This is a genomic window from Clostridia bacterium (genome assembly GCA_012841935.1).
Classification (GTDB): domain Bacteria; phylum Bacillota; class Peptococcia; order DRI-13; family DTU073; genus DUTS01.
Map to the genome: position 1 here is coordinate 26,630 of DUTS01000062.1, position 13,521 is coordinate 40,150.

At 34.8% G+C, this 13,521-nt stretch carries 15 protein-coding genes; 1 reads left to right on the forward strand and 14 read right to left on the reverse strand.

Annotated features, from left to right (window positions below; all coding sequences use genetic code 11):
• Position 1: 1 nt before the first annotated feature.
• The 8 genes from GX687_03730 to GX687_03765 all read right to left on the reverse strand — a co-directional run bounded on the left by GX687_03730 (position 2) and on the right by GX687_03765 (position 6,893).
• Positions 2-442, reverse strand: a complete 441-nt coding sequence (locus GX687_03730; protein HHX96556.1) for an anti-sigma F factor — start codon at positions 440-442, stop codon at positions 2-4.
• A 1-nt stretch (position 443) separates the two neighbouring features.
• On the reverse strand, positions 444-806 hold the full coding sequence (gene spoIIAA / locus GX687_03735; protein ID HHX96557.1) for an anti-sigma F factor antagonist: 363 nt from the start codon (positions 804-806) through the stop codon (positions 444-446).
• Between the two features lie 91 nt (positions 807-897).
• Complete coding sequence (locus GX687_03740) at positions 898-1,932, reverse strand: D-alanyl-D-alanine carboxypeptidase (protein ID HHX96558.1); 1,035 nt, start codon at positions 1,930-1,932, stop codon at positions 898-900.
• Positions 1,933-2,247: 315 nt separating this feature from the next.
• Positions 2,248-3,576 (reverse strand): pyrimidine-nucleoside phosphorylase, encoded by a 1,329-nt coding sequence (locus GX687_03745; protein HHX96559.1) that lies wholly within the window; start codon positions 3,574-3,576, stop codon positions 2,248-2,250.
• 15 nt (positions 3,577-3,591) lie between these two features.
• Complete coding sequence (gene xerD, locus GX687_03750) at positions 3,592-4,470, reverse strand: site-specific tyrosine recombinase XerD (protein HHX96560.1); 879 nt, start codon at positions 4,468-4,470, stop codon at positions 3,592-3,594.
• Positions 4,471-4,487: 17 nt separating this feature from the next.
• Positions 4,488-5,105, reverse strand: coding sequence for a stage II sporulation protein M (spoIIM, locus tag GX687_03755; protein HHX96561.1), 618 nt, complete (start codon positions 5,103-5,105; stop codon positions 4,488-4,490).
• Positions 5,106-5,170: 65 nt separating this feature from the next.
• A complete protein-coding gene (locus GX687_03760; GenBank protein HHX96562.1) occupies positions 5,171-6,358 on the reverse strand; it encodes a TIGR00375 family protein in 1,188 nt (395 codons plus the stop codon).
• 1 nt (position 6,359) lies between these two features.
• Entirely contained in the window at positions 6,360-6,893 is a 534-nt protein-coding gene (locus GX687_03765) for an NUDIX hydrolase (GenBank protein HHX96563.1), read from the reverse strand.
• 242 nt (positions 6,894-7,135) lie between these two features.
• Here GX687_03765 and GX687_03770 point away from each other — a divergent pair, with 242 nt between their 5' ends.
• A complete protein-coding gene (locus GX687_03770) occupies positions 7,136-8,053 on the forward strand; it encodes an HAD family phosphatase (protein HHX96564.1) in 918 nt (305 codons plus the stop codon).
• 27 nt (positions 8,054-8,080) lie between these two features.
• On the opposite strand, the gene spo0A is transcribed toward GX687_03770, so the two are convergent.
• The 6 genes from spo0A to GX687_03800 all read right to left on the reverse strand — a co-directional run.
• Positions 8,081-8,878, reverse strand: coding sequence for a sporulation transcription factor Spo0A (gene spo0A / locus GX687_03775; GenBank protein HHX96565.1), 798 nt, complete (start codon positions 8,876-8,878; stop codon positions 8,081-8,083).
• Positions 8,879-9,026: 148 nt separating this feature from the next.
• Positions 9,027-10,349, reverse strand: coding sequence for a SpoIVB peptidase (gene spoIVB / locus GX687_03780; protein ID HHX96566.1), 1,323 nt, complete (start codon positions 10,347-10,349; stop codon positions 9,027-9,029).
• Positions 10,350-10,498: 149 nt separating this feature from the next.
• A complete protein-coding gene (gene recN / locus GX687_03785; GenBank protein ID HHX96567.1) occupies positions 10,499-12,166 on the reverse strand; it encodes a DNA repair protein RecN in 1,668 nt (555 codons plus the stop codon).
• An 8-nt stretch (positions 12,167-12,174) separates the two neighbouring features.
• Positions 12,175-12,627, reverse strand: a complete 453-nt coding sequence (argR, locus tag GX687_03790; protein ID HHX96568.1) for an arginine repressor — start codon at positions 12,625-12,627, stop codon at positions 12,175-12,177.
• A 20-nt stretch (positions 12,628-12,647) separates the two neighbouring features.
• On the reverse strand, positions 12,648-13,217 hold the full coding sequence (locus GX687_03795) for a methyltransferase domain-containing protein (GenBank protein HHX96569.1): 570 nt from the start codon (positions 13,215-13,217) through the stop codon (positions 12,648-12,650).
• Positions 13,207-13,521 (reverse strand): hypothetical protein (locus GX687_03800; GenBank protein ID HHX96570.1); only part of this gene is annotated, 315 nt, incomplete at its 5' end. The genes GX687_03795 and GX687_03800, both read right to left, overlap by 11 nt.

The window sequence follows — 13,521 nt, forward strand, 5'->3', positions numbered from 1 at the left end:
CCTACGAGACTGCCGAATTTTTTAAGGCTGTACTTATTTTTTTGCGTAAAATTACTTTAGTTCCATGGTTTATTCGGGATTCTACCTTTACTTCATCCATAAACGACTGCATAAATACAAACCCTAAACCGGTTCGTTCCGGGTCAGTTGAATAAGCCGGTTCCATAGCCTGTTCAATGTTATGGATTCCTATACCCTGATCAATAACTTCAATACAGAGAAGATCATCAGACAAAGTACCTTTTAAAATAACAATTTTATCGATTTCATTTTGATAACCATGTAAAATAGCGTTGGAAACAGCTTCGGAAACAGCAACCTTAATTTCCTCTAACTCACTTAAGGTAATTTCCAATTGAGAAACTAGAGCAGCAATGGTAACACGGGCTAAAGCAACATTTTCCCCTTTACTTAAAAATTCTAATTTTATTTGATTAGTTATTTTATTTTCCACAGACTTGCCTCCTCTTCTCTATTAATTGCCATGCTTCCTCCTCGGTTTGACACACCGGCATTAAAGATATGATACCGGAAATCTCCAAAATCTTTTTGATTTTTGCTTGGGCACCAAAAATAATCATTTGTCCACCCTGTTCCTTTAAACGACGATATCTTCCCAAAATTACACCTAATCCAGAACTATCCATAAAGGTAATTTGGGATAAATCTAATAAAAGATACTGTGAATTTGTTTCCACTAAACTATAATCAATTTTCGCTCTAATCTCATCAGCAGTAACTAAATCTAAATCCCCTAACAAACGCACTAAAAGTATATCCATTTTATTTTGTAAAATTAGTGCCATCATAACCCTCCCCTTTTTTAGGCTATATCTTGTTTCGCCATCAAAAGACTTTCTCCTGCCAACTTCTGGAAAAACATTCCCGGCTTATTACCTAGGAAAAAACTCCACGCAAAACCTTACCAAACATCTGCCATAAAGAACCTTTGGCTACAGATTCCTTAACAACTAGATCAGTACGCATGAGAATTTCACCTGCTTTAACCAAAGAAATGTGACCTACTTTTTCACCCTTTTCCAAAGGGGCTGGTAGTAAAGGCATAATTTCTATTTGAGTCTCAATTTTCGTACTATCCCCACGGGGCAAAGTTATACCAACTCTTTGAACAGGTATGACCGCCACCTCATTTACTTTACCTTTACCCACTTTTACCCAACCGACAATTTCTTCAGCTTTGTAAAATTCACGAAAGGAAAATTGCGAAAAACCATAATTATAAAGGATTTTAGTCTCGGCAAAATGACCGCGGGGTACTGGAACACCCATTACGACAGAAATCAAGCGAAAGCCATCCCTTTGACAAGTACCCACAAAACAATATTGGGCCTTTTCGGTCCAACCAGTTTTAAAACCATCTGTTCCCGGATAAAACCAAAGCAATTTATTTTTGTTATCATATTGAAAAGGTCTGTTTGTTTCAGTACGAATCCGATAATGTTTAATTGAACACATTTGCAAAAGCAGAGGATAATTAAGGGCTTCTTTGGCTAATAAAGCAAAATCATAGGCTGTTGAATAATGTTGGGGATCATGCAAACCATTACAATTTACAAAATGAGTATTTTTCATACCTAATTCTCCTGCTTTTTGATTCATTAAATCAACAAAAGCCTGATGTGTCCCGGAAATATATTCGGCTACTGCTACTGAGGCGTCATTTCCAGAAGCCATAGCTACCCCTAATAATAATTCATAAAATGTTAATTTTTCATCGGGTGCCAAAAAAATATGAGAACCATAATAAGAAGCTGCATGTTCACTTACAGTAACAAGATCATCTAACCCGATTTGTCCAGACTCAATAACCTCCATGGCTAAAACTAAGGTCATTAATTTAGTCATACTGGCCGGAAACAATTTTTGATGTGGTTCCTTTTCATAAAGAATCTTGCCACTATGAGCATCCATTAAAATTGCACTTTGTGCTTCTAAGGGTAATTCCACCCCATAAAGTGAAAAAGGAACAATAAAGATTAACAAACTAATAATAATTGCCAAGCTAATTTTTTTATTAACAAACAAAAACAATCACCTCCCACTTATTCTAATGTTTAATTTTTCCCCCTTCTGATAAAAATATGTAAGGAAAAATAAAGTGAGGTGATTATTTTGGAAAGTATCTTTGCACTTTTATTAACTATTATTTTGGCTGCCAGTACTCTTTATCTATTTATTGGTTTTGTAGTTTTTCCCTTAATTAAAATCTACAAGGAAAATAAACGCTTAAAACAATAATTCTGTACCAGCTTTAGTAATTCGAGCTCCCAAAAGCGGCTCTTTTACCGGCGGAAATTCTACAATTTCTATGGCCGTGGCTAATTGTTTTAAAACCACAGCTAATTTCTCCTGCTGATTATAATGGATAGTCAATAAAGGGTCCCCCTTTTTTATCGATTCTGCAAAAGGCACATGAATTTCCAAGCCTACAGCCAAATCAATAGAGGATTCCTTGGTTGACCTGCCAGCACCCAAAAGCATAGCAGTTTGGCCTAAAATTAGGGCATCAAGCTTTCCTAAATAACCTGTCCGTGAAGCCTTTAGCACATACTGATTTTTAGCCTGCGGCAAAAGTGAAAAATCATTTATTACTTGCGGATTGCCGCCCTGTTCACTAACCATTTGTGCAAACTTTTCTAGAGCCTTGCCATTTTCCAACAATTCTTCAAGCAGATGATAGCCTTCTTTAAAATTTCGAACGCGATTAACTAAAATTAACATATTAGTCCCTAAATATAAACAGAGGTCTCTTAATAAACCTCTTTTTTTATTTTGCAAAACCAATAGGGCCTCTTTTACCTCTAGAGCATTACCAACAGCCATACCCAAAGGCTGATTCATATTAGTAATAATGGCAATAGTTTCACGAGATACCTTTTCCCCGATTTCCACCATTATTTCACCTAATTTCAAAGCAGTTTCCCGAGTCTTTAAAAAGGCACCCCTTCCATATTTTACATCCAAAACAATTTTATCCGCACCAGCAGCTATTTTTTTACTCATAATACTTGCGGCGATTAATGGTAAGGAATCCACGGTTCCAGTTACATCTCGTAAACCATACATTTTTCTGTCAACTGGTACCAAGTCTTTACTTTGTCCGGCAATCGCCAAATTAATCTTTTCTACTTGTTTGAGAAAATCGTCTTTTAAAAGGGCAGTCGAAAAACCAGGAATACTTTCTAATTTATCAAGAGTGCCCCCAGTATGACCCAGGCCACGTCCCGACATTTTAGCTACTGGCACACCAGCAGCAGCCACTAAAGGTGCTAAAATTAAAGTAGTACTATCTGCTACCCCTCCAGTACTATGTTTATCAACTTTTAAACCTGGTAAATTTGCTAAATCCATTTTTTCACCAGAATTAACCATCGCCATAGTTAAATTAACTATTTCCTCTTTTGCCATTCCCTGAAAAAAAACAGCCATACAAAAAGCCGCCATCTGATAATCAGGAATTTTACCCTGAGTATAATCATTAACTAAATATACTATTTCCTTTTTAGTTAAAGCATGGCCTTCTCTTTTTTTAAGAATTAAATCTACAGCTCGCATGTATTCCTCGCCTCCTTATGCCCGTGGATGAGTTTTTAAATAAATTTCCCGCAGCTTATTTTTTGTTAAATGTGTATAAATTTGTGTGGTAGCTATATCTGTATGACCCAACAATTCCTGTACCGAACGCAAATCCGCACCATTAGCTAAAAGATGTGTAGCAAAAGAATGACGTAAAGTATGGGGAGTAATTTCCTTACTAATCCCTACCTGCTGTGCCCACTTTTTAACAATTTTCCAAAAACCTTGTCTGGTTATTTGCCGACCATGACAATTAAGAAATAACCCTTTTTCTTTTGGATTTTTGATTAATTGCGGTCTTCCCTTATTCAAGTAAACACTCAAACTTTTTAATGCTATCTCACCTAAAGGAATAATTCGCTCTCGATTGCCTTTCCCCAGACAGCGAATATAGCCTAATTCTAAATTTAGGTTCGCCTGTGTCAAAGTTACCACTTCTGATACCCGCATCCCAGTAGCATACATCAATTCTAACATAGCCTTGTCCCTTAAAACTAAAGGTTGGGTACCTTGGGGACCAGCCAAGAGTTTTTTAACTTCAATTTCACTTAATACCTGAGGTAATTTTTGTGGTAATTTGGGAGTTTCCAAATAAATAGTGGGATCTTTTTTTAAATAACCTTCTAAACATAAATACTTAAATAAGCCTCTTAAGGAAGCAAGTTGACGAGCAATGCTTACAGGGGAATTACCTTGTTGACGTAAATAATAGCCATAACCAGCCAATAAATTTTGTTCAATATCTTCTAAAACAACTATTCTTTTTTCTTTTAAATAAGCATTGAACTTTTTTAAATCATTTTCATAGGCTTCCAAAGTATTAACTGCCAGTCCTTTTTCTACGCGTAAATAAATTAAAAACTCCTCAATCATAGAAATTAAAATAATAATCACCCCTTAAAACGTGGAAACAATTTAATAAAAATTGGGGAAAAGTAACCTTCAATTAAGGCAGAACCTAATAATAAACCCATTAAGCAAAACATAATGAAAAGATATTCACCCAAACATTGTGACATTTTAGTGGAGGCAGTTCCTTTAGATAAATAAATAGAAAAATTTACCGCAACAACCGCCCCACAAAAATAAGCAGGTAATGAAAGTAAATTAGGAGGTAAAACTGCCAATAAGGCTACAACACCACCTCGCCAGGCTTGTTCTTGCAGTAGGAATTTTAAGGTAAAACCCAAAACAAAACCACGTGTAAAAATAAAAATTAAAATAAAAGGTAAACCAATAATGGTTAAACCCAAAAGAAAAAATTTACTCCAATTAATTAAATTTCTGACAACAGCTTGTCTAGCTAGAGTCGTGAAATTAGAATTAACCTCTAAATATTTCACTCCTTCTTCAAAAAGTTTATTTAAAGAAACGGTTTGTTTTTCTCCTAAAGCACTCATGCCCCAAAAGCCAAAACAAAGTCCCAACAAAAAACTTAATCCCACTAAAAGATAAATTCGCCAACTGGCATAAAAATGCTTTCTAAGCTTATATTTTATCTTCTCCATGGCTAGCTCCCTTCCCTCTCTTTTTAAGAATATGAGGGACAAAGAGCAATTATAACATTTATCAATTAGGATTGATCAATTTTACCGTAGATTCCACCTCCACCCGGAATTATTTTTAATGTACCCTGGCGACTCTTTATAATTAATGCGGCTAATTTTGCACCTACAACTTTAGCCAAATCCTCAAAAGAGACTTGATGCAGTACCCGCATTTCTGTCCCAAATTCAGCCAAAAGTTTTTCCAATGTAACTTTACCGATTCCAGGCAAAAACTTTAAAGGAACCTGATATAAATAGGTACCCTCTACTGTGTCAACATTTTTTTCATTTACCTGTTTTTCCGCCACACTAACAATCCGGTCTAAAACACCGATCACAAATTGCTCGGAAGTACCACATTTCGAACAAAACAATTGTGGTGGTTTCGCCAACAAAGAACAATTACATCTTTGGCAAAAACTGCGGTGATATTTGCCTAATTGAGGATCTAAGCCATAATTGGCAATTAATTTACCACTTTTACCCGCAAATAAATCCATTAAACCCTTAAATGTTGGCGAATCTATAGCAACCTGATTATATTCACGCCCAATATTATCTAAAGAATGGGCATCCGAATTAGCCAAAAAAAACTTATCACGTAATTCCGGCAATAATAAAGCCATTTTTCGATCAGCAGAAAGACCCAATTCAATTACTTTAATTTTATTAGCTTCCCTACCAAAAACATCTTTTAAAGAAACCGCACAATTACCATACAAACTTTTATAAGGTGTAAAAACATGTGCAGGAATAAATAAACCGTCCCTTTTTTCAACTTCCTTTAATAATTGGACAGCAGTTAAATAACAAACCTGACTACTTAAAAATTTATTTTTTACTTTAGTCCAAATATAATGAGAAAAATCTTTTAATTTATCTAAATGAGGAAAAAAACATAAATAATGGGCCCGTCCGCCCTCTTTTTCTATTGTTTCCAATTCCATCCCGGCAAAAAGCGTAATTTTATCTCGGTATCTCCAACCTCCTTTTTTTAAAGCAAGTAATTCACCTTTGAGGAGCATTTCTTCTAAATCAGCTAAAACACCGTAAGTACCACAATCAACCACCCCTACTAAATCAATTCCCTTTTTTTCCAGACATTCTTTTAAAATATTAGGTAGAGTTAATTGCGGGCTAGCTGTTATTTTAACTGGTCTACCTTGACTATCTTTACCAATATGCACATGTAAATCTAAAAAATAAGTTTCCATTTCAATTACTGCGCATCCTTTCCAATAACCATAAAATTCCTAAGACTGTTTTACCGTCCTTAATTTCACCACATTTAATCATTTGTTCAAGTTTACTTAAATAAATTTTCTCAACAGTAATTATTTCACCTGGTTCAGGTTCTTGTTGAACTTTAAGTAAATCCATAGCTAAATAAAGGTGCATATATTCACTACTAAAACCCGGAGCAGTATAAAAGGAGGCCAATTTTTCCCAGGAACGTGCCAAATATCCGGTTTCTTCTTTTAATTCCCTTTGGGCACAAACTAATGGGGCTTCATCCTGTTCTAATTTACCTGCCGGTAATTCATATAAAATCCTTTGAATCGGATAGCGGTACTGTTTTACTATTAAAACCTCTTGTTTTCTGGTGAGTGCTATGATGGTCACAGCACCAGGATGAATAACCAATTCACGTGTTGAAAGATGACCATCTGCTAACTCTACTTCATCAACATAATAATGCAAAAACGTTCCTTTTACTTCCCTGATTCTTTTTTTAAATTTTTCTTGCAAATCTATTTCCCCCAATTCTCCTAAAATATCTTCAGACCTGCTCACTAAAATTCCCCATTCATGAAACCTAAAAACTGTACAGCAAATTTAGAATTAACCGACTTTGAAAGAGATTAAATTAGACGAATACAGCTATGAAGCTAATTATATCATCTTTATCGAAATTAATTAAGCACCGAATAGAAATATAACCTAGCTTACGATATAATAAAAAAAATGCCTACAAAAAAGGTGAATTAATTATGATTATCCCCAAAATGCTTGTTTTGGACCTAGATGGGACTCTCCTTGATGATCAAAAAAAGATAAATCCGAAAAATCTAAAATTACTTCGGCATTTAAAAGAAAAATACCCACAACTATTACTTAGCATTGCTACTGGCAGGTCTTATCTAATATCCAAAAATTTTGCCCAAAAATTAAAAGCCGATTTTTTAATTACCGATGATGGTGGAGCTATTTACAAAAGAATTAATCAAAATAAGTATAAATTAGTACAAGCTTTTTGTCTTCCCGAAAAAGCAAGTTATTCTATTTATCAACTACTACAAAAACAAGCAGTCCTTAATTCTAATTTAACCTGGTGTATGATTACTGGACTAATTCAATATAATGCATTGCTTAGTGATAAAAAAGGAACCTTGCAAAAAATAAACCAAGCCTTTTGTCCCACAGAGAAATTAGAACAAACCAATCTTTTAATATTCAATGACTTTAAAACCCTTAAAGAATTAGGTCTAAACACACAAATTATAAAGATTATCACATATTTTGGCCAGACAAAACTAGGAAGACAACAAAGTGATGAATTTAAACAACATTTGCATAATTATCAACTTGACTGCCTACAGCCTCTTGAAAATTTATTCACAATTCATCCTTTAGGGGTAAACAAAGGTAGTACCTTACAATATCTACTTAAAGACCTAAAAAAAATAAAACCGACGGAAGTAATTACCGTCGGCAATGATTATAATGATTTAAACATGTTAAAACTAAAAGGCTTTCATCACTATTGTCCCTCTAATGCTGCTCCAGAAATAAAAGCCCTTCAAGGAATAACTATTTTAAAGCAAACTAATAATCAACCTTGGTTAAAAGAGTTACTTATTCATTATTCCAGAACTAAACACACGTTAACCCCAGGTCATATAAGATAGAGGCAGGCTCACTAACCTGCCTCTTTTTTAACTAGCTTTAGTACCCATCCGTAATTTATCAGCGACCATGGCAATAAACTCCGAATTAGTTGGTTTACCGCGTTCAATATTAATTGTATACCCGAAAAATTTATTCATAAGATCTATATTGCCTCGATCCCAGGCTAATTCAATGGCATGTCTAATAGCCCTTTCCACACGACTAGGAGTAGTTTCATATTTTTCAGCTATGGCCGGATATAATTCTTTAGTAATCGCACTCAGAAGACCAATATCCTCAATTACCAATAAAATGGCGTCACGTAAATATTGATAACCTTTAATATGGGCTGGAACACCCATTTGATGAATAATATTAGTGACCTCCAAATCTAAATTGCGGGTCCGTACCGCGGAATGCTGATAAGTCGTGGGGGCCGCATTTACCGAACTAATGGTCAAACCATTAAATAATTGCCGGATACGATTAGCCAAAGTATCCAAATCAAAAGGTTTAAGAATAAAATAATCGGCTCCCAATTGTACAGCTTTTTGAGCCATGGATTCCTGTCCAAAAGCCGTTAGTATGATTGTCTTGGGTCGTTGATCAAAATAATCTGCTTCACCAATTCTTTCCAAAACTCCTAATCCGTCTAAATGAGGCATAATAATATCCAAAAGAACTATATCCGGCATTTCACTGGAAATTAACTCTAGTGTTTCCAAGCCATTTCCGGCCTCACCAACCACAGTGATGTCTTCTTGTCGGGTAAAATACTCTTGTAAAATTGCTACAAAATCTTTGTTATCATCAGCAATTAATACTTTAATCTTTTCTTTTACCATCTTCCTCCTCCTTTAAAATTATTTTTTCTGTCCTAAATAAACATTTCGACAGTCAAATGTTATTTCCTGCCTTGATTTTCCATTTTATATTAATTTATTCCGCTTGTTTTCTGCGTTTTTCGTTCTTTTTCTATCATTTACCCATTTTTCAAGAAGCAATCTCTTGATTTTCCAAAAGATTAGCCTCTAAAAGCATTTTTTCGATAAATACTCCATAACCCCTTTGGGGATCATTAACAAACACATGAGTAATAGCCCCAATCAAACTACCATTTTGAATTATAGGACTGCCGCTCATTCCCTGCACAATTCCACCGGTTTCATTTAATAATTGCGAATCATTAATCCGAATAACCATGTTTTTACCATCTGTACGTCCATATTGAAGTTTTTCAATGACTATTTCATACTTTTTCACTTCTTGACCCCGAACAACCGTTAAAATTTCCGCTTTTCCGGGTTGAATTTGCTTAGAAAATAATACCGGAATAGCCTTTTGATATTGTGAATTTTTAGGTTCAGATTGTAAAGTACCATAAATACCAGACTGCTTATTTTCCTCAATATTACCAAACTCTGATCCTTTCAAAAAGACACCCACTTTTTCCCCAGGCTGTCCTCTGCGTCCCTTTTGAACATTCTCAATATGGGCTTTTAGTATTTTACCCTGACGAATATGAAGTTTTTGATTTGTCTCACTATCAGTAATCATATGACCTAAAGCCCCATAAATTTTAGTAGTGGGATCCCAAAAAGTTAAAGTACCCACCCCACCGGCATTATCCCTAACAAAAAGACCCAAGCGATAAGACTTAGTTTCCATACAATATTGCGGATATACTACCTTTTTTAGGGTTTGTTCACCACGTTTAATTGTTAAAAAAAGTTTACTTTCGCGTGAACAAAGTTTAGATAACAAACTACTTAACTGTTGGTCAGTAGCCACCTGAACATCATTTACACTTAAAATCAAATCACCTACCCTAATATCTGCATCCCTAGCAGGAAAAGTAGCACCAATTTGGCGGTGTATAACTGGTGAATGCCCTACAACCATAACCCCTTCGGTTCTTAACAAAACACCAATAGAATGTCCTCCTGGCATTAAATGTAGATTTGGTAAGATATCTACATTTATTTTTTTAAGTGGTATTAAACCAAATAATTTTAATTCCAAACTTAATTGACCTGGTTCGATCACTATAGGATCATCATCATCCCGAATAAAATTTCTCTCCAGCAAATCTTGTCCCTTGACAGTTAACAATTTTTGCCCTGTGGCAATATAAATATTAATTACTTTACGAATTGTCGGCGGAAAATCATTTAAAATTGTTAGTGATTCTCCTACAGAAAGAAGCTGTCTTTCGTGAATCAAATAATTATCCTGATAATAGGAAAAGGTGAAAAATATTAAAAAAAGACAACCTAGAATAAAACCAAGGATTTGCCTTTGCTTGCCTTTAATCAATTTGTATCCTCCTGACTCCGGCAAATCCTCCCCCTTTTTTAAATGTTATGTCCTTTTTAAATTAACCTAAAAGGAGCTTTTTTATGTTAGAATCAGGATTTTAAATACTGGTAAAAAAAATGCCGAGGAACATTCATTAATGTCCGGCATTATTTTTTTAGAATAAGATTAACATATTTTTTTAATTCTTGTGAAGTGTCCTTTCCCCCGAACATTCGGGCCAATTCCTCTTTTCTGGCTTTTGCATCTAATTTTAAAATTACAGTACGTGTACGCCCCTCTTTTACTTCTTTTTTTAATAAAAAATGTTGATCAGCAATCGCTGCTAGTAAAGGTGAATGTGTTACACAAATAACCTGTTGATTTTGACTAATCCTAGCCAATCTATCCGCCACCTTTTGCACAGCTTGACCTCCAATACCGGCATCTATTTCGTCAAAAACTAGAGTAATGATATCATCCTTAGATGCCATAATGGTTTTCAAAGCAAGCATTATACGTGAAAGTTCTCCCCCTGAAGCTATTTTGGCTACAGGCAGTAGTGGTTCACCTGGGTTAGGGGAAATTAAAAATTCAACCTGATCTAAACCTTGACGTGACAATTTTCCGGGCGAAAAACTGACAGCAAAACGAACATCCGGCATAGCTAATTCAATTAATTCCTCAGTAATCACTGCTTCCAATTTTTTTGCAATTTTTTTTCGTTCATTAGTTAAGGTTTGGGCTAATTGTAAATATTCATTCTGAGCTTGATCTACTAGGGGCTTTAATTTCTTAATTTTTTCGATACTCTGATCTGTTTCCGTCAATTCCTTTTCGATCCTAACGGCAAAATTAAGCACATCATTCATAGTAGGACCATATTTTTTACATAAGTCTTTAAGTAAAAAAAGACGCTCCTCGGCAATAGTCAATCGTTCCGGAGAAAAAGCCACACCCTCCAAAAAATTTCTAATTTCAGCAGCTATTTCTTCAATTAAATAAATGATCGGTTCTAATTGAGCTGCTAAATTCTTTAAAAGCAGATCATAACTGCGTAAATCACGTAAATTATCAAAAGCCTTACTCAATAAATCATATGCAGCCGCCGAATTTTCCCCGGAAAAAAGCTGCTGATAAGCCATTTGTAAATGTTCATTAATTTTTTCGGCATTACTTAATAATTTAACCTCTTGTGCCAATTCTTCCAACTCATCTAGTTGAGGATTGGCCTGCTTTATCTCCCTTAATTGAAATTCCAAGAATGAGCGTTTTTGTAAATATTCCTGTTCACGGGCTTGCAGTTCTTCTAGCTCAGTTTTTAGTAACCAATATTGTTCATATTTTTCCCTAACTTTTTCTTTTAATTCTTGAAAAGTTTCATTACCAAACTTATCTAATAACTCCAAATGTCTTTCAGCACATAAAAGGGATTGATGTTCATGTTGTCCATGTAAATCAACAATAGCCAAACCAACTTTTTGATATTGTTTTAAAGTAAATACACGACCATTAATTCGGCATAAATTTGGTCCACTGAGCGATAATTCCCGATTTAAAACCAAAAGTGGGGCCTCTTCTTCAATACCTATTTCCGCCAGGTATTTCCAAAGGGGATGTTTTTCAGGTAAAACAAAAACTGCCTCTAAAACAGCTTTTTTTGTACCAGTACGAATAAATTCTTGACGGGCCCGTCCTCCCAAAAGAAGTGACAAAGCATCAATTACAATTGATTTACCAGCACCAGTTTCTCCTGTGAGTACATTAAAATTAGCTGAAAAATCCATTTTTAGATCCTCTACCAAAGCAAAATTTTTCACAAATAGCTGTTTTAACATTCTTACACCTACTTTAAAAAAATCTTTAATTTTTGCATGATCTTTTTAACTTTTTCTTTAGGTTTAACAACTAACAAAATAGTATCATCACCAGCAAGAGTACCAATGATTCCCGACCATTTTGAACCATCAATTAAAGAAGCCACTCCATGAGCATTTCCCGGATAAGTTTTTATAACAATTAAATTTTCACTATAATCAACATCCAAAACAAATTCCCGCATCATTAAACGCAAACGATCTTCATTATAAATAATTTCCTGTTCTTTAGGTAAACCATAAACATATAAGTTATTTTTACGAGCAATTTTTATTAACCGTAATTCTTTAATATCCCGCGATACTGTAGCTTGGGTTACATTAAATCCTGCTCTACGCAAGGCCTGGGACAATTCCTCTTGTGTGGAAATTTGTTGATTCTGAATAATTTCTTTTATTTTTCGCTGTCGAGCTGTTTTCAAAAAAACCCACCTCGCTTTAATTAAAATTTAGATAAAAAAATTACATAAGGAGCCCTCTGAAAAGGATCATTTACTTTACTCCATTTCATTACCTGCCAACTTTTTGTCGATAAAGTACTAAGATAACTATTCAGCAATGCCGCTTCCTCAGCACCACCGGGATGACCGGGATAAACAGTCAATGATATTATTCCCCCTGGATTCAACAGTTCCATACTTTGTTTTAACGAAAGTAAAGTTGTTTCAGCACGGGTAATAATTTTTTTGTCTCCTCCAGGTAAATAACCTAAATTATAAACAATGGCTTGAACAGGTTCACTAATAGTCTCCCGAATAGTTTCGTGACCAGCTTGAATTAAACACACCTGTGAATAACAATTATTTTCCTTTAATAATTGCCGAGTACTTTCCAAGGCCGCTTTTTGAATATCAAAAGCGTAAACCACACCATTAGGACCTACTGTTTGAGCTAAAAACAATGTATCTTTGCCCTTTCCCATGGTAGCATCAATTGCTTTTTCACCAGGACCTAAAAACAAAGCTACTAAGCGATGTACCAAATTAGTGGTAAATAAATATTTAGACTTCACCTTCATCATCCCGAAAATGTATTTTCTCCTTAAGTATAGTAAAAAAACTGCGTTCCTTAATTCTAATCATACTAACACTATAAGGGGCTTTAGTTATAATAATTTGATCACCATTTTGTAAAGCAAACCCACTTTGTCCATCAATAGTTAACATTGCTTCCACCTGTTTAACAATTTCCACACTAATAGTTTGTTCTGGTGGTAAAATTAAGGGTCGGGCATCTAAAGTATGAGCACAAATCGGTGTACAAATAATTACCTGTAAAACCGGATAAACAATGGGACCACCGGCAGAAAGTGAATA